Annotated in this window: 15 protein-coding genes; 5 read left to right on the top strand and 10 right to left on the bottom strand. The window is 49.4% G+C overall.

The window, feature by feature from the left end:
- Nucleotides 1-54 precede the first annotated feature (54 nt).
- On the bottom strand, nucleotides 55-1,755 hold the full coding sequence (locus B156_RS0100785; protein WP_026260506.1) for an amidohydrolase: 1,701 nt from the start codon (nucleotides 1,753-1,755) through the stop codon (nucleotides 55-57).
- A gap of 331 nt (nucleotides 1,756-2,086) precedes the next feature.
- Here B156_RS0100785 and B156_RS0100775 point away from each other — a divergent pair, with 331 nt between their 5' ends.
- Complete coding sequence (locus B156_RS0100775) at nucleotides 2,087-3,655, top strand: hypothetical protein (protein WP_018617696.1); 1,569 nt, start codon at nucleotides 2,087-2,089, stop codon at nucleotides 3,653-3,655.
- On the opposite strand, the gene B156_RS0100770 is transcribed toward B156_RS0100775, so the two are convergent.
- Nucleotides 3,621-3,854: a DUF2905 domain-containing protein gene (locus tag B156_RS0100770; RefSeq protein WP_018617695.1), complete on the bottom strand. Its 234-nt coding sequence runs from the start codon at nucleotides 3,852-3,854 to the stop codon at nucleotides 3,621-3,623. The genes B156_RS0100775 and B156_RS0100770 overlap by 35 nt on opposite strands.
- A gap of 483 nt (nucleotides 3,855-4,337) precedes the next feature.
- Here B156_RS0100770 and B156_RS0100765 point away from each other — a divergent pair, with 483 nt between their 5' ends.
- Complete coding sequence (locus B156_RS0100765) at nucleotides 4,338-6,587, top strand: DEAD/DEAH box helicase (protein WP_018617694.1); 2,250 nt, start codon at nucleotides 4,338-4,340, stop codon at nucleotides 6,585-6,587.
- A gap of 115 nt (nucleotides 6,588-6,702) precedes the next feature.
- On the opposite strand, the gene B156_RS0100760 is transcribed toward B156_RS0100765, so the two are convergent.
- Nucleotides 6,703-7,215: a DUF2480 family protein gene (locus tag B156_RS0100760; RefSeq protein WP_018617693.1), complete on the bottom strand. Its 513-nt coding sequence runs from the start codon at nucleotides 7,213-7,215 to the stop codon at nucleotides 6,703-6,705.
- A 159-nt stretch (nucleotides 7,216-7,374) separates the two neighbouring features.
- Here B156_RS0100760 and dnaN point away from each other — a divergent pair, with 159 nt between their 5' ends.
- Entirely contained in the window at nucleotides 7,375-8,514 is a 1,140-nt protein-coding gene (dnaN, locus tag B156_RS0100755; RefSeq protein WP_018617692.1) for a DNA polymerase III subunit beta, read from the top strand.
- A gap of 112 nt (nucleotides 8,515-8,626) precedes the next feature.
- Nucleotides 8,627-9,880, top strand: a complete 1,254-nt coding sequence (locus B156_RS0100750; RefSeq protein ID WP_018617691.1) for a TCR/Tet family MFS transporter — start codon at nucleotides 8,627-8,629, stop codon at nucleotides 9,878-9,880.
- Here B156_RS0100750 and B156_RS0100745 read toward each other — a convergent pair.
- The 7 genes from B156_RS0100745 to B156_RS0100715 all read right to left on the bottom strand — a co-directional run bounded on the left by B156_RS0100745 (nucleotide 9,877) and on the right by B156_RS0100715 (nucleotide 16,081).
- A complete protein-coding gene (locus B156_RS0100745) occupies nucleotides 9,877-10,437 on the bottom strand; it encodes a YceI family protein (protein WP_018617690.1) in 561 nt (186 codons plus the stop codon). The genes B156_RS0100750 and B156_RS0100745 overlap by 4 nt on opposite strands.
- 4 nt (nucleotides 10,438-10,441) lie before the next feature.
- Entirely contained in the window at nucleotides 10,442-11,089 is a 648-nt protein-coding gene (locus B156_RS0100740; protein WP_018617689.1) for a hypothetical protein, read from the bottom strand.
- 81 nt (nucleotides 11,090-11,170) lie between these two features.
- Nucleotides 11,171-11,701, bottom strand: coding sequence for a Rieske 2Fe-2S domain-containing protein (locus tag B156_RS0100735; protein WP_018617688.1), 531 nt, complete (start codon nucleotides 11,699-11,701; stop codon nucleotides 11,171-11,173).
- 44 nt (nucleotides 11,702-11,745) lie between these two features.
- Nucleotides 11,746-13,350, bottom strand: a complete 1,605-nt coding sequence (locus tag B156_RS0100730; RefSeq protein ID WP_018617687.1) for a porin family protein — start codon at nucleotides 13,348-13,350, stop codon at nucleotides 11,746-11,748.
- Entirely contained in the window at nucleotides 13,331-13,906 is a 576-nt protein-coding gene (locus tag B156_RS0100725; RefSeq protein WP_026260504.1) for an RNA polymerase sigma factor, read from the bottom strand. Before B156_RS0100725 ends, B156_RS0100730 begins: the two co-directional genes overlap by 20 nt.
- Nucleotides 13,907-13,980: 74 nt before the next feature.
- Nucleotides 13,981-14,832 (bottom strand): hypothetical protein, encoded by an 852-nt coding sequence (locus B156_RS0100720; protein ID WP_018617685.1) that lies wholly within the window; start codon nucleotides 14,830-14,832, stop codon nucleotides 13,981-13,983.
- Nucleotides 14,833-14,932: 100 nt separating this feature from the next.
- Nucleotides 14,933-16,081 (bottom strand): App1 family protein phosphatidate phosphatase, encoded by a 1,149-nt coding sequence (locus B156_RS0100715; RefSeq protein WP_018617684.1) that lies wholly within the window; start codon nucleotides 16,079-16,081, stop codon nucleotides 14,933-14,935.
- Nucleotides 16,082-16,188: 107 nt separating this feature from the next.
- On the opposite strand from B156_RS0100715, the gene B156_RS0100705 reads away from it, so the two are divergent.
- On the top strand, nucleotides 16,189-16,572 hold the full coding sequence (locus B156_RS0100705) for a Rid family detoxifying hydrolase (protein WP_018617683.1): 384 nt from the start codon (nucleotides 16,189-16,191) through the stop codon (nucleotides 16,570-16,572).
- Nucleotides 16,573-16,607 lie beyond the last annotated feature (35 nt).

Here is a 16,607-nt window from a genome sequence, read left to right as displayed (position 1 = left end):
CATGCTGGCTCGGTCCGTTTGATCCGAGCCAGCATGAAATGTCAGTATCAAATACTATTCTGACCGGGATGACCCTACTTTAGCCGCTGCTGCTTTTTCGACCGCTTTTTTCACGGCTTCCCGCTGATCATCTCGTACAGTCGGGTACTTGATACCGAGTTGCTCCAGATACGATTTGTACTTGCCGGGATCGTAGTAAAACGTCGAAAGCTTTGGCTTAAACTCGTCCATAATCTTCTTATTCAGATAAATGGCCGGTTGTTCTTTTGAACTGATGAGGGGTTCATACTTGATGTCTTTCGTCTGCTCATCCTTATAATAGGCCCAGGCTTCCTTGATAATTTCGGGCTTCAACAGCAAATCCAGCAAGGTCATAGCTTCGGCCTTGGCACCATACACGATACCCTTATGAGCAATGGGGGTAGCCATCGAAATAGCATTGGCCCAGTGGTGCCCGGGTAAGCCCGGAATATTGCTCGGATAACGCAGTACAATGGTTGGCAATGACCAGGAGATGTCCGCAATGTCGTCGGAGCCACCGCCCATGGGTGTCATAGCCTGACCACCCATCATTACAACGGGAGCTGAAGAAGTGGGCATACCCATCGAATCCAGTTTCGTTGCCAAACCATCCGGTTTAGGAGCCTGTAACTCAAGCTGCGAAGCCCGCGCTAATAACTGATCATCTTCTGACCAGGTAGGTAAACCAACTTTTTTAATATTGTCGTACATGGCAGCCGCCATAGGTCGGTTTGTATGCACTGGCCAGGCTGACCCCAGAATTTCGTATGTAAATTTGGTATCGGTCATCAAAGCGGCTCCTTCTGCCATTTTCATACCCTTCTCAAAAAGTGCTTTGATTTTGGGGTAGGTTCGTTCGCGAAAGTAATACCAGACAGCGGCTTTGGATGGCACCACGTTAGGCTGGTCGCCACCATCGGAGATTACGTAATGTGAGCGCTGGGTCAATTCAAGGTGTTCGCGCCGGAAGTTCCAGCCAATGTTCATTAGCTCGACGGCGTCCAGTGCACTGCGGCCGCGCCAGGGAGCTCCTGCGGCATGGGCCGCCTGCCCCTCAAAATTGAACTTCACTGAAATCAGTCCATTATTGCCGTTATCACCCCAGGATACTCCCAGGTTGTTACCCACGTGAGTAAAAATACAGGCATCTACATCCTTGAAATAGCCATCCCGCACGTAGAACGCTTTAGTGCCCACCAGTTCTTCAGCCACACCGGGCCAAAGCATGAGTGTTCCCGGGATTTTCTCCCGCTCCATGAGCTGTTTTACGGCCAGTACGGCCACAATGTTAAGTGCCTGACCAGAATTATGCCCTTCGCCATGACCCGGTGCCCCTTCCACAATAGGATCCTTATACGCCACACCTGGTTTCTGGCTCGCCTTAGGAATACAGTCGATATCGGAGCCAACGGCAATGAGTGGCTTACCCGATCCCCAGGTAGCCATCCAGGCTGTTGGAATACCCGAAATACCTTTCTTTACGGTAAACCCCTCTTTTTCAAGCAGGTTAGTCAAGTACTTGAATGACTCTTCTTCCTGAAAACCAAGTTCGGCAAAACTGAACAGCATATCGTTGATTTGCTGAGCCTGGTCTTTACGGGATTCAACAGCGGCAACAGCCTCGGCTTTAAGTTTTTCGAGTCGGTTGTCACTGGGTTTTACTCTTTTTGCCTGGCCGAACAAAAGAGCAGGCGTCAGCAGGAAGATAATTAGTAGATTATTGCATTTTCTCATTGGTATTTCCAAATTTTATGTTGCCTTTCCAGGTATAATCAGCTAAAAATAAGGAAAATTTACTCAATACAAGAATATATGGCTCTTTCTGCTCACCTGATAAGAGGTAGTGACTCTAAATGGAATCATTTGTTCCGCAGATGAAATCCACGATCGATTTTTATGTTTTGAGTACATTATCCCCCGAAGCAATTATCCAATCCGAAAGCTTGTAAACGTGCGATACGATGGCATAAAAATTGTCGTTGTTTACCATACGCTTTTGCGATGTCTTCTTTTACTCGTAACTTCATATAACCGTGTCCGTCCATGCGTTCACTGACCAGGCTACATGATTCGTATCCTTCATACTGTTGTTTGCCTGCTCACTTTGCTGGCCGTGCAGCCAGCCTTAGCGCAATTGGCTCAGGCCCTGCGTATTGAAATTCCCTCTGACCCGAATGCATCCGAATCGTTTGATGTTACGCCCTTAGCCGAGCGGGGTGTGTTGATGACGGTTCGAACAGGGGGTTTTTATGATAACACTCCTGTTACCCTCCATTTTAAAAAGTATGACGTTGACCTGAAATTACTCTGGCAGGTAGCCTTTAAACAGGATCTGAAGCTTAAACCAATACTAACTTATAATACAGACCAGTACGCCTATCATCTTTTCCGTGAATACGACACCGACCGGTACCAGTTTATACGATTGCATCTGGACGACGGGGCCATAGACCTCTTTGAAAGTCGCTTGATCGACCAGTTCGATGTGCGTCAGTTCAAAGTATTGGGTAGTCAGGCTTTTGTCGGTGGTTATCATCACGGCCGACCCGTGGTGATGGCATTTTCCTTCTTTGACCAGTCTGCTAAAGTACTACCTGGCCTATACGTCAATCGGATGGAGATAAATAGTCTGGAAGTTGACGAAGTCCACCAGGAAGTGAACGTGCTGGTTCATTCCCTGAAACGACACTGCAAATTCTCAATCAGAACATACAATTACGATTGTAAGCTACTTCGTATAAAGGATTTCGATGGGGCCGAAAATAGCCTGATTACGGGGAAACTACTCCCGGTAAATGAAAATGAATCCTTACTAGTTGGTAATTACTCAACAGACTGTACCCCTTATTCTCAAGGCATTTACGTCACCCGAATTCACCACGGAGAAGCGGGTAAATCGCAGGAAAATGAGGCAGACAACGACATTCAGTACATCGAGTTTTCACAGCTTCAGAACTTCTTTAATTATCTGAAACCCAATCGTCAGCAAAAACTGATGGCACGGGCTTTAAAGAAAAAGGAAGAAGGTAAAGATTATAAATTTCATTACCGGTTGCTGGTACACGACCTGCAACCCACACCTGATGGTCTTACGCTTGTTGCGGAGGTTTACTATCCACAATACCGGGGCAGCACCCTCGGGTATGGAGCGTACATGCGGGGTTCCGATCGATATGAAGGTTTTCACTATACCCACGCGTTCATTTGCGGCTTTGATAAGCAGGGCAAACTCTTGTGGGACAATTGCTTTCCGATTAAAGAACTACTTAGTAAAGACCTGACCGAAATGGTGCAGGTATCGCAGCAGGGCGACCGGATTGTACTCGCTTATCCTAACGACGGCGAAATTACAACGGAAGTGATTCAGGGTAGTAAAGTTCTAAAGGGGGCCGAAAAATTCAGGCTCCAGACGAATGTTGAAAACGAAAAGGTGACCTTTTCCGCGCAGGACAACCTGATGGCCTGGTATGGTCAGCATTTTCTGGCGTACGGTTTTCAGAAAATAGCCCCCTCGCAAAACTATGCCAACCAGCGCGAGGTGTTTTACCTGAATAAACTCACCTATCGTGAAGAAGAGCCAGCCGGAAAATCGGCCAATGCTACGACCCGAAAAAACGACGGATCAGAACGATAATCAGGTTCAGCAGAATGCTGACTATAATACAGGTGACAATAGGGAAATAGAACCCACTACCGTTTTTTCCCTCAATCCGAATATCGCCCGGTAAGCGTCCCAACCAGGAAAGCTTGTCTCCAAAGAAGTATACAACCAAGCCTACCAGCACAATAGTAGCGCCGATCAGAACAATGTATTTGCCGATGGATGGATTCATAGTAACAGGATAGTCAACAGCGGGTACGGCTTAGTAACGTGCTATTTCTAAAATAAATACAAAATTACTACGCGCCTGCTTGCATTATCGGCAAATATAACTTACTTTTGCACCAGATTTTACAAGCGACATCCGTCGCGTCTCTGTTTCCCTCCTTTTTTATCACGCGGAGTGCAGTCTGACAGAGCCAATGTACGGATGTACAGGATGGGTTTCTGAGTGGACGTTCTGCCGAGAGCAGAACATTTGCGCGTGGGCTAATCGTCAATCGGTCGTACCAGGTTAATGCCACAGGGTTGGCATAGCGCTGGACTGACACATCAGTCGTTGTCTTTTCCCTGTTATAGAGGGGATAGCTTTGGGGACCTTATCAGGTCGTTGGGCAGCTTCGTTCGTTGGGCAATTCTCGCATTATCGCGCCGTTCACTGGCACACACTCGTCTTCGCTTGGATGATTTACTTTATTTAATCATTCCCAAGTTAATGAAAACGAAAACAACCAAAGCCGTTGATCAAAATGATCTTCTGGACATTGAAAAAGTAGCCACTGAGATGGCTGCCATGGCGGTAGCACCCGCTAGCCCGAGTACTGAAACCAGCGCGCCAGAGGTCAAGACAGCTAAAGTCCCTAAAAAGAAAGTAGCGAAAGCAATCGCCGAAGTTCCTGCCGCTGCTGAGGCTGTTGCAGAAACACCTGTTAGTGATTCAGCTATTGACGCAGTAGTAGAAGGCGTGGCCGATAAAGTTATTGTGGTAGCTGATGAGCCAGTTGCTCCTGTTACGCTGGAAGAGGCTCTGAAAGCACCCGTTGCTGAGCAGCCCGCTGCCATAACGGAGCCTGCTCCTAAAGTGGACCCCAACCAGATCTTATTTTCAAGTCTCGGCATTTCCGACGAAATGCTGCAAGCCGTTACCGACATGGGTTTCTCCAGCCCATCACCCATTCAGGCCGAGGCTATTCCACCCATTCTGGCTGGTCGGGATGTGATTGGTCAGGCACAAACCGGTACGGGTAAAACAGCTGCCTTTGGTATTCCGGCGCTGGAATCAATCGATGTACAGGATCGTTCGGTGCAAGCCCTTATCCTATGCCCCACCCGTGAGTTAGCCTTACAGGTAGCCGACGAGATTCGGAAATTGGCCAAGCACAAGCGCGGTATACGGATCGAAGCCATTTACGGTGGTGACTCCATTGATCGGCAGATTCGGTCGCTTAAAAGCGGTGTTCACATCGTTATTGGCACACCAGGCCGGGTTATGGACCACATGGAGCGGAACACACTCAAGCTTGGCAACGTGAAGATGATGATTCTTGACGAAGCCGATGAGATGCTCGATATGGGCTTCCGTGAGGACATTGAGAGTATTCTGGAAGATATGCCCCAAGAGCGGCAGACGATTCTGTTCTCAGCTACGATGTCGAAGCCGATTTTGCAGATTACGCAGAAATTCCTGCAGGACCCTGTGCTGGTGAAAGTTGTCAAGAAAGAGCTGACCGCCACCAATATTGAGCAGGTATACTTTGAAGTGAAACCGAAAGCGAAAGTAGAGGTGATGTGCCGTCTGATCGACATGTACGACTTGAAATTGCTGCTGGTATTCTGTAATACGAAGCGTAAAGTCGACGAGATCGTTGAAGATTTACAGATTCGCGGTTATCAGGCCGAAGGCCTGCACGGCGACTTACGGCAGGCACAGCGGAACAACGTGATGAGTAAGTTCCGCTCGGGCACAACGAGCATACTGGTGGCTACCGATGTAGCTGCCCGTGGTATCGACGTGGATGATGTGGATGCAGTATTCAACTTTGATATTCCCCTCGACGAGGAGTATTACGTACACCGTATTGGCCGGACAGGCCGCGCGGGTAAATCGGGCCGGGCCTTCTCTATGGTTGGTCGCGACGAGAAATACCGTTTCCGCGAAATTCAGGCCTACACCAAAGTACGGGTTGACAAAGGTGTCATACCATCCTTTGAAGATATCGTTGGTGTGCGCAAGGCGCGTTTCATCGAGCAGGTTCAGCAAACCATTAAGGAAAGCAAAGACCTGAACCTGTATGAAGATACCCTTACCCAGTTGCAGCACGCCGGTTTCTCAAACGAGCAAATTGTGTCCGCTTTGGTAAAGCGCAGCATGGGTCTGGAGAAAAACGAATTTGCCGATCAGAACCTGGGTCTTGAAGATGATCGTCGTCGCGAAGAGCGGGGGCGCGGTGAAGGATCAGGCCGGTTTGACCGGGGCCGGGGTGAGAGCTCAGGTCGGTTTGACCGGGGTGGACGTGGCGAAGGCCAGTCGCGCTTTGGTGGTCGAAACGATGGTGATGCGGCCTCCCGCGGTTACGGTAACCGGGATGACCGGGGAACGGGCCGTTTCAGCCGTGAAGGGGGTGGTGACCGTCCGCGTTTCAACCGGAATGAGGGCGATGCTCGCCCAGACCGGGCTGGCAAACCCTACTTTGATCGGGACGACAAACGGGTTCCACGGGAACGGGAAGCCAACATGACCCGTTTGATGGTGAGCGTTGGTCGTCGGGACTTCATCCGTCCGGGTGATATTGTCGGAGCCATTGCGGGCGAGGCCAACGTGCCGGGCAGCAGCATCGGCAGCATCGACATTTTCGATAAATTTACGTACGTAGATGTACCGAAGGACATTGCCAACCGTGTTGTAGATGCTATGGAAGGTAATACCATCAAAGGGCACCGCGTAAATGTGGAAGTAGCTAAGTAGTCATTGGCTCGGGACAATCAATAAAAACGGCTTCGGTACAATACCGAAGCCGTTTTTATTGGGTTTTGCAAAGAAATCCCGTTTCAAAACTTAATGAAACCACGCCCTTCAGTTCTCATCCTTTCGGGCGTTTATAAAGGGGAACAGTGCTACACGGCTCCCCAAAGAGCAGACTCTGCACCACGGGGCGCAGTACCCGCGTAATTTCCACATAAGCCGCCGTTGGTACGGGTACGTTGGAACAGCCTTTTACCACAACGCGGGCATCACGGTAGTCTTCCGGGTTGATGCGGGCGATAGCATCGAAATACAATTTTTCTTCCAGGTCAGTCAGGTGGCCGAATACGATGGTATTCGCATGAGGCTGTAACTGTAACGTAAGTAGCATGTACGCCCAGGTAGGAATAATGGCATCTTCAGTGCAGGTAATGGCTACATTTTTGCCCGCATACTGGCTCCAGTCGTGTTCTTTCAAGAACGCCCGAAAGTCCTTTTCCTTTAAAATCAATCCCATGAAGAGATTATCCTTCAGGTCATAAACGACCCGCTCTCCGGGGTGATAATAGTCTTCCAGATCAAGGGTAACCAGTCCACTACCGGCAACGCGATTCACTATTTCGGCTTCCATACTTTCTATTGCTAATACGCTGTAAACAACCACAATCGTAAGGCCGTTCAATGCAAGCTATTTACTCGTTACTGTTGATAAAAAACGCACAAATGAGTCGGCTTTTTTTGCTACTTTTGTCCTTATATCTGTCAATAAAACGCCTTAATCTACTGGCTCATGAAATTCATCGTTTCCTCCTCTGTACTGCTCAAAAACCTTCAGCATATTAACGGCGTTGTCGCTACAAATCCGATTGTTCCCATCCTCGAAAATTTCCTGTTTCGCATCGACGTTGGGGAGGATTCATCGAGTGGTACGCTTACCGTAACGGCTTCGGATTTACAGACGACCATGACTACCCAGATTCCGGTGGATGCCAGTGAGAGCGGAGCCATTGCTATCCCGGCCAAACTGTTGCTGGATACCCTTCGTAGCCTTCCAGAGCAACCCGTAACGGTCAATATTGACACAGAAACCTTTGGCACTGAAATCCTTACGGACAACGGGCGGTATAAACTATCGGGCGAAAATCCAATTGACTTCCCCAAGTTACCAATTGTAACCAAGAGCATGTCAGTTGACATGACCTCAGATGTGCTGCTAAGTGCAATCAATAACACCGTTTTTGCTACCAGTACCGACGACCTGCGTCCTGCCATGACAGGAGTACTGCTGCAACTGACGGATGCCAATGCAACCTTTGTGGCCACAGATGGCCACCGACTTATCCGCTACCGCCGGACTGACCTCGGTGCATCGGGCAGTAACTCTTTTATTATTCCGCGCAAAGCCCTGCAATTGCTGAAGTCATCACTGCCCGAAAACGAGCCTGTCACGGCAGAATTCAGTCAATCGAACGCTTCGTTTACGTTTGGACCAACGCAGCTAATCTGCCGCCTGATTGACGAGCGTTTCCCCGATTATGAAAATGCGATTCCGACCAATAACCCGAACGTGATGACCATTGGCCGTACTGATCTGCTCAACTCGCTGAAGCGGATTATGATTTATGCCAACCGGACTACGCACCAGATTCGATTGTCGCTCAAACCAAACGCGCTAACGATATCGGCCGAAGACCTGGACTACTCCAACGAAGCCAACGAGAAGCTCCTCTGCGACTACGATGGCGAGCCGATGGAAATTGGTTTCAATGCCAAACTCATGGCCGAAGTACTGAGTAATCTGAGTGCCAAGATGGTTACACTCGAGATGTCGGCCCCTAACCGGGCAGGCCTGTTGATTCCGGCTGACAAAGAAGAAAATGAGGATATTCTGATGCTGGTTATGCCGGTTATGCTGAATACATACGCGTAAACCAATTATGACTGGTAAATGATGACCGGGTCGCCGGAGCGATGATGAATAGGCTGGCGCTTACATTCACTATCGCTCCGGCGACCCGGTCATCATTTACCACTTATCATTTATGAAAAACCGTCCGGCTCCGGCTCTTGTCTTTATTTTCATTACCCTGTTGATTGACGTTACAGGACTGGGTATTATCATTCCGGTTTTCCCAAAATTAATCGAACAGCTTATTCATGGCAACCTAAGCCAGGCAGCTAGTTGGGGGGGCTGGCTGATATTTTCCTACGCCATTATGCAGTTCGTTTTTTCTCCCGTGCTGGGTGGATTGAGCGACCGCTACGGGCGCAGGCCTGTACTGCTTTTCTCACTGTTTGGCTTTGGGCTGGATTATATCCTGACTGGCTTTGCGCCAACCATCGAGTGGCTGTTCATTGGGCGCGTACTGGCGGGTATTACCGGCGCGAGTTTCACGACTGCTTCCGCTTACATCGCCGATGTTAGTCCACCCGAAAAACGGGCGCAGAATTTTGGGCTGGTCGGTGCCGCCTTCGGCGTAGGTTTTATTCTTGGCCCCGCCGTCGGGGGTTTCTTGGGCTCCTACGGCCCACGCGTCCCCTTCTTTGTAGCAGCCGGATTAACAATGGTTAATTTTATATACGGCTTTTTCATTCTGCCCGAATCTCTCGCTCCTGAAAATCGCCGACCCTTCGACTGGCGACGGGCTAACCCGGTTGGTTCGCTGATGCGGTTGGGTAAGTACCCAATTATTCTTGGCTTGGTAGCCTCTCTGGTATTAGTTTATATTGCCGGGTTTGCCGTGCAGGGTACATGGACGTTCTACACCATGGAGAAGTTTAAGTGGGATGAAAAAACGGTTGGTTTATCCCTGGCTGCTATTGGTGTATCGTTTGCCGTGGTGCAGGGTGGATTAAGCCGGGTTATCATTCCGAAACTAGGGCAGGAACGGTCCGTATACGTTGGTCTGCTGTTTAGTGCTATCGGGCTTTCTCTATTTGGTTTTGCCAGCCAAAGCTGGATGATGTTTGCCTTTATGGCTGTTTACGCCATGGGAGGTATTGCTCAGCCATCTATTCAGGGGATTATATCGAATCAGGTGCCGCCCAATGAGCAGGGGGAATTGCAGGGTGCCTTAACCAGCCTGACCAGTACAACGTCTATTTTTGGTCCACTTATCATGACAAATCTCTTTTCGTACTTCACCGATGTCAAAACACCCCTTTATTTGCCTGGTGCCCCCTATTTCCTGGGTTCTCTTCTGGTACTGATCAGTGCCGTCCTGGCCCGGCGCGGGCTGAAACGAAACGGTATCCGCAAAGCAGAATCGGCGCCGATAATGGATTTGCCGGTCTAGAGTGAAAATGCGACGTTAAACCGGAGCATCATCTCATCCTCCGTCTTTAAACCCATTAGCGACGGTCGTTCGATGTTATGATCAGACATATTCACCGGAAACTCCCCGGTCAGCACCACCTTTCCACCCGAATCTTTACGGGTAGCCTGTAAGGTTACAGGTTTAGCAACCCCGTGAAAGGTCAATGTTCCTTTAGCTGACAGTGTATTCGTTGGGCCTGCTTTGATGTCCGAGCTAACGAATGTGACAGTGGGGTATTTTATCCCTTCCAGTACTTCGATGGCGTGCGAATCCCGATTATTGTTGTCACTATCGAACGAGGCTACTTTTATCGCAATGGCCACACTTTCGGGTTGCTTCGTGTCCTCATTATAGATAATAGCCCCGTTCACATCATGACTTACACCTTCCCATTTGTGTAACGGGTGTTTGGCCGCATAGGTAACGGTTGACAGAGATTTATCGGCCAACAATTTACGTTTGGCCAACGGCGCCGGGCTGAAGGCAACGGAAATCCACACGGCCAGCAGGCAGCTACAGCGAACAGCATAGTTCATAGTCTTAAAATGTTAAGGCGATTATAGAAGCGGCATAAGCCCCAAAAGTGGTGTAAGCAGCCGCCCGGTGGTAGGGTTTTAGGTTATAATGTTCATCAATCAGTCCAGCCAGCACGTTGGTAGCCACCATACCGGTTAGGTGAACAATAGCCAGATACTTATGAAGTTTGATGGATGTGAACCCTTTTTTCGCCCCTACCACCGGGGGCGGTGTTGTTAGTGAAAGGGCCAGTGTGGTACCATAGGCAACATTGATCAGTGTAGCCGACCGTTCGTGCCATCGTTTGGTATCCACATATTCCTGGCCTTGTGCGTTGTACAGCTTTGCTCCTAGTAGCCCTTGAGCCACAAAGCCTGCCAGCGTAATAAATCCGCCAATCTGGTGCGCTACGAGCATCGTACGCCTAACCTTTAATTCACGAATACGCCCCTCTGGCGTTAGCGGGGCAATCTTCATTGTTCGTAATAATCCTTTCGGCCCCCAGAATACCCGTTGGGTAAAAATCATCTTGTGAGGCAACAAAGGCTGCGTCTCGGCAGAGTCGGTCAGGCTCGTCAGTAGGTCAGTTGCTTCATCAGCTCCTGATGTTACCGGAGCAATGGTCGTGTCCCGGCGTACAGCGGTGGAATCCTGCGCATGTAGAGTGCCCATTGCAAGAGTTAGCCACAAGATCAGGCAAACGTATTTCATAAGAAGAGGAGTAAAATGCCTAAGAAGAACCCACAATTGACGTTACGCCGTAACGGTCAATTTGTTCCCATCGGTACTGAGGGATGTTTTGTATTGCGCTACGTCACTTTTAGCATCCCAGCCAGGCTGCACCTTTCCGGCGTCATTAAACTCACTACCATGCAGATTACACTTAAAAAGGTCCTGCTGTAGTTTGTACTCCAGGTTTCCTCCCTGATGAGGGCAGACCCGCCCTACTGCTATCAGTTTGTTACCCTTTGCATTGGCCACAACAACACTACCGACGCTAACAAATTCACCCACTGTTTTGAGCTTACCATAATCTGTACTTGTCAGATCAAGTGTAAAATTAATTGCTCCCTTAGAGGCATCAGCATTACCCGTGAAAGCAGTACTTGTTGGATTGGGGGCGGGCGTGGGATCATTGCTACTCTTTGAACAGGCAGTCAGGCCGGTACCCATGCAGTAAAAGGCCATCAATGCGGCACTGCTCATACCCAGGCTGCGCAAAAATTCTCCACGCTTCATTTGGTCCGTTGTTGAATTGCTTTCCACTTGGTTGTTCGTTTTCATACAGATACAATAGTTACTTTTTGGTTAGGCGATGAGATGGTTCACTAAAGTTTATAACGCAGGGAGAAGAATGTACCGGTGCTTAACAGCCTGACTTTGAACGTGCCCACTCCCTTTAGAGGGATTTTCATGAACGGTTCAATCTGCCACGATAGCCGTCGGCTGATGGATCGTTCATAACCTACCGATAGGTTCAGATTGCTAAAACCATATCCGCCAGAGTTCACACTGTATTCAGTGGGCTGATTATATGTATGGGGTGGATAGAAGTAGTAATAATTTTCATTTTCCATGATGTAGCTGGTCACCCCACCACTCACAAACCAACGGCTAGGTAAGGCCCCATTCAGGCGGGGCTTTATAACAACGTCATAGCGTATGTTTATGGGAATATCGACCATAGTACATCGTCCATCAACACTCTCAGGTGTTTTCAAGGGTGCTTTCCACCAGCCTGCAGGCACTTCGTAGTCGCTGGTTGAGGCCTTGTAAACTTTCGTACTCTGGATCAATCCAGCCTGAACGCTCCAGCGCGACGCCAGCCTGTATTCCAGCATCAGTCCTATGTTGGTACCCGGGCGGGCGAAGTTCTTCAGCCCAATCCCGCTCAAATCCGGTGACACCGCAAACCGAACGCTCAATCCACGCATGGATGCCGGCCGAGGGGCAATTTTTGCATCTTCCGTGCTAGGCTGCTCCTCAACTGAACGGTTAATAGAACCCTGCGGCTGTGCCCATTTTGCGGGTAGAATAGCTAGTTCCGTTAGCGATGGTAATGATACAGCCGTTGGCTCATTTACTTCTTCAAACAAGTCATCTTCACTACCAGTTGCCTGACTTAGGGGCTTTACTACCCGCATATTTGTATCAGGCTGCCTATCCGTTTTTGGCCTGGCCTTTGACCTATACGTACGGTCCAGATCAGCCGTTAAATCGCTGGCAGCCGCGCTCTTCCGCCATTTTCTGCCAGAAGAGTTAGTTGTTGGCGCATTTCCTTTGCTCAAGTTACGGCTGGAAGCTGTCGGCACATTGGAAGCCACTATGGGTAATTTATCCAGCGATTGGTGGGCTACCCGTTTCTTTTCTGCCGCCGATGCGAATGCATCATATTCGCTTTCTTCTCGCGCAAGGGGTCTTGCGGAGCTTACTTTTTCCGTTATAACTCCTCCTGTTGCCGCCATTGAAGGCATCGCGTCTTTATGACTCTCCAGCGTACTCCGGCCAGGGGTTACTTTCTCCGGGTCAACTGCTGGCCCGCTGTCTATGGCCCCCTGTTCCGGCGTACGAATCGACTGTGTAGGTGCCGCCCTCTCATTAGTCAGTAGGTTAGCGGCATCTGACTTCTCCGGTCTGTCCGTTACTGCCTTTACCATACCCGACTTACGTTCCTGCTTAGTAGCAGTAGAAGCCGAACTGCCGGATTGATAAATAGACCATCCTCCAGCGATAAGTAGTAACAGCAAGGTAGAAAGTGAGCCCCAGCGCAGGATGTTCTTCACCTGTGAAGCTCCGCCGGTGAGCGGTTGTTGATCGTTTGCATCAAGGCGGGCTTTCATGTCCTGCCAGGCCGCCGGATCGAACGGCGTTTGGAACTCTTCAGCCGACTTTCTGAAGAGCCCGTCCAATTGGTCATCGGTTAGCTCTGACATACTCATCGTTATTTAAGTGCTTTACTAACTGGCGCAGGTTTTCGCGTGCCCGCGCCAGATTCGATTTCGACGCACCGATTGAAATACCCAGTTGCCCGGCAATTTCTTCGTGCGTAAATCCATCAATAACATACAGGTTAAAAACCAGCCGGTAGGCCGGTGACAATCGTTGAATCAATTCCATTAAATCATCATGGACCAACTGGCTAAACGCGTCAGGTGCTTCTGAAACGATAGTTTGTTCAAACGGATCAACCGTTTCGTGCTGATGACGTACTTCCTGCCGGTAATGGTCGATGGCTGCGTTAATCAGGATTCGCCGGAGCCAGCCTTTAAACGGCTGCGCTGGGTCGTACTGTTCCAATCGGGTAAACACCTTCAGGAAACCGTCATTCAGCACTTCCCGTGCGCCTTCGCGGGTAGGGGTATATCGCAGACACACGCTCATACCATACCCATAAAACTGCCGGTAGAGCAATTCCTGACTTTGCCGGTGGTTGCGCAGACAACCCGCCAGAATATCGGACAATGCCGGTATGTTAGGAGCGTTAGCCAAAGGACTTAGTTTATGAGAACGGTCAACTATGTATTTCCTGGGGTTGATTGTCAGTCGTCGGGCAAAATTATTGGCTAGTTTGGTGCTTCGGGTGAGGTAGCATTAACAACCGGCCAAACACCCGGCCTCGGTACGCTGACACCTTTCGTATTGCCCCGTACACCCTGGTCCGGTCCAAAATAATACAGTGGCCAGCCTTTGTAGGTCAGCTGCGTTTTTCCTACTGCTGTAATGGCTGCAAAGTCAGTTCGGTCAGTTCGTTTAAGGGCCGACGGTATTTCGCCAATTGCAGATGATGCCTCGAATATGGGCCAGGTACTGTTGTTGCTCAAATCCGCCTTGGTATACTTGTTAACGTTATGCTTATCATTGGCAAAGGCATATAGGGTGCGACCGAGGCTATCTACCAGGAATAGAGAGTTTCCTGTTCCTTCTTTCGTATCGAAGGTATAGTTTTTTCCATCATTACCGACCAACTGCTGCGAAGCCAGTAACACCGTATAATTCGTTTTGGCAACCATCCAGACATTTCCCACGTTTTCGCCTGTTACATCGCCTGCCTTCGCATCCTTACTGAAGTAGTACAGCGGCCAGCCTTTAAAGGTTGTCTGCTTATTGCCATCCGTACGCGTAATAGTTCCAAAGTCAATCGCTTTCAGACCTTTGCCAACGGTAGGAGTCTCCTGATAAAAAACAGGCCAGGTCCCGGTACATCCACCCGTGCAATTGGCCGTTCCGGCAGCATCCCCGGCAAAAAAGTATAATGTTTTACCCGCATCACCAGTTATAACCTGGCCTAACGAAGTCGACAGCAATTCCAGGCTGGCTACTGTCGTAGGATTTTCTTCCTGACTACAACCGAGCAAAGATCCTGCGCACACGAAAGTAAGCAAGGCAAGGCGGTTTACGTAAACGAATGTTTTCATTGTATCAACTGTGTTTTTAGGGTGAGAAAAAGAACAGTTGAACCGGTTCATTCGTCAATACGGAGTACGTTGAAAAAGGGTTGCGTACCGGCAGAAATTATTAATCTTCCTTGTCGGACCGCCGGTCAGCCCGGATTTCGGGGAGCGTATCCGGGTCAATAAGTCCCATTGAAGCCGCGTGTTCTGCAGCGGCAACCGTGTCAGATACCAGCAACATGGGTACACTGAAAGCTTCGGTAGTTCGGATGAGCTCACGAACCGATTCATCGCGCCGGTCTTCTGACACATCCCGAATGTAAACGGCCCGAATCCGGTTGGGGTTTTCACGTATTACCTGCGCGTAAATTTCAGGGTCCTGCTGGCCACTATCGCCAATGAGCACAAACGATAGGTGTGGATTTACATCCAGCACCTTGCGAATCATGGCTAGTTTATGCGTATGGTGACCTTCAGATGCGAACAGCTTGGTGCTTAAACTATAATCACGAAGTAGAATTGGCCCTTTGGGTATTCCCTGAATCCGGAAGAAATCAACCAGCAGGTCATAAAGATTCCAGGGGCTGCTGGACACAAAATAAATGGGATTGAACAACGTCGTGACGGGACCACTTTGCAATGCCCGGTAAAAAGCGGCTATGCCGGCAAAGGGCAATCGGGTGTACGCATTGCCCAGAAACGTAAGTTTTGCCGTTTGAAGCAGATTCGTTGCATCGGTCACTAAAACGGTATCGTCAATATCGGAGATAACCCCAAATTGACTAAATGTGGGCGAAACCATCAGGTAGCCATCTTTCACGATGGGCTTGCCACCGGCTCCATTTGGCGAGGCAGGCTGTACCAGTCCATCCACCGAATAACGAACCGGAAACCACACCCGGCCGGGGGGTAGGTCATTCGGCGGGTTAATGGTCAGTTCAAAATACCCACTTTTATCCGTCACGGTGGTATGCGTCTGACCAAAAGCTTCTATTCGTACCGTTACGTTTGGGACTTCATCACTGTCAAAGCGCTGATAGGTAGCCAGCATATTATGCCAGAACGTATCGCGGTCGCTGGGCGTCGTTAGCCATTTTTGGCGCAGCACCCGGCCTTTCAGCCAGACGGCTTCCGGACTGCCAAAGCCACGGTAGTAAATAATTTTGTATGGTTCATCCGCATCGAGCCGTCCGAAAAGCCGGGTTTTTAACCGGTCGAATTGCGTTTCGATGTCGGTAGACGTATTGGTTAGTAATTCTTTCCACGATGCCATTATCAGATGTCTTTTTAGGTACAGGCTTTCAGCAGGAAGAGCTCCGCAGTTTTTCGGCCTTCCCGCCTTTAGTGGTAACTTGCAGGCGAAAGTAGAATTTAAAGATCATGAACAAACAAATTGTTTATACCGAGCAAGCTCCAGCTCCCATTGGGCCTTACAGTCAGGCCGTAAAAGTTACTGGTGGGTCCCCGGCGGGCATGCTGTTCGTATCCGGACAGATTGCCGCTGACTTAGCCACTAGCGGTGATATTCGGGCCGAGACACAACAGGTAATGGAAAACATCGGTGCGATTCTAAAAGCAGCCGGCATGGATTACAGGCACATTGTAAAATCCAGCATTTTCGTGAAAGACCTGACTAATTTTGGGTCCATCAATGAAGTGTACGGGCAGTTCTTCACGAGTGAACCACCAGCGCGAGAAACGGTTGAAGTAGCCCGGCTCCCTAAAGATGTTAACGTTGAAATTTCAGTAATAGCTGTACAATAAAGAGTGAAAGAGTGAATGTGCGAAAGAGTAGTGCG

This window comes from Spirosoma luteum DSM 19990 (assembly GCF_000374065.1).
Lineage (GTDB): Bacteria > Bacteroidota > Bacteroidia > Cytophagales > Spirosomataceae > Spirosoma > Spirosoma luteum.
This window is presented reverse-complemented; position numbering and strand designations above follow the sequence as displayed.

What these genes read in the sequence shown, in the direction of transcription:
- B156_RS0100775 (WP_018617696.1), top strand. Translation starts at nt 2,087, where the DNA reads ATGATTCGTATCCTTCATACTGTTGTTTGCCTGCTCACTTTGCTGGCC.
- B156_RS0100745 (WP_018617690.1), bottom strand. Translation starts at nt 10,437, where the DNA reads ATGAACTATGCTGTTCGCTGTAGCTGCCTGCTGGCCGTGTGGATTTCC.
- B156_RS0100770 (WP_018617695.1), bottom strand. Translation starts at nt 3,854, where the DNA reads ATGAATCCATCCATCGGCAAATACATTGTTCTGATCGGCGCTACTATT.
- B156_RS0100765 (WP_018617694.1), top strand. Translation starts at nt 4,338, where the DNA reads ATGAAAACGAAAACAACCAAAGCCGTTGATCAAAATGATCTTCTGGAC.
- B156_RS0100750 (WP_018617691.1), top strand. Translation starts at nt 8,627, where the DNA reads ATGAAAAACCGTCCGGCTCCGGCTCTTGTCTTTATTTTCATTACCCTG.
- B156_RS0100730 (WP_018617687.1), bottom strand. Translation starts at nt 13,350, where the DNA reads ATGTCAGAGCTAACCGATGACCAATTGGACGGGCTCTTCAGAAAGTCG.
- B156_RS0100735 (WP_018617688.1), bottom strand. Translation starts at nt 11,701, where the DNA reads ATGAAAACGAACAACCAAGTGGAAAGCAATTCAACAACGGACCAAATG.
- B156_RS0100720 (WP_018617685.1), bottom strand. Translation starts at nt 14,832, where the DNA reads ATGAAAACATTCGTTTACGTAAACCGCCTTGCCTTGCTTACTTTCGTG.
- B156_RS0100705 (WP_018617683.1), top strand. Translation starts at nt 16,189, where the DNA reads ATGAACAAACAAATTGTTTATACCGAGCAAGCTCCAGCTCCCATTGGG.
- B156_RS0100760 (WP_018617693.1), bottom strand. Translation starts at nt 7,215, where the DNA reads ATGGAAGCCGAAATAGTGAATCGCGTTGCCGGTAGTGGACTGGTTACC.
- B156_RS0100740 (WP_018617689.1), bottom strand. Translation starts at nt 11,089, where the DNA reads ATGGGCACTCTACATGCGCAGGATTCCACCGCTGTACGCCGGGACACG.
- dnaN (WP_018617692.1), top strand. Translation starts at nt 7,375, where the DNA reads ATGAAATTCATCGTTTCCTCCTCTGTACTGCTCAAAAACCTTCAGCAT.
- B156_RS0100715 (WP_018617684.1), bottom strand. Translation starts at nt 16,081, where the DNA reads ATGGCATCGTGGAAAGAATTACTAACCAATACGTCTACCGACATCGAA.
- B156_RS0100785 (WP_026260506.1), bottom strand. Translation starts at nt 1,755, where the DNA reads ATGAGAAAATGCAATAATCTACTAATTATCTTCCTGCTGACGCCTGCT.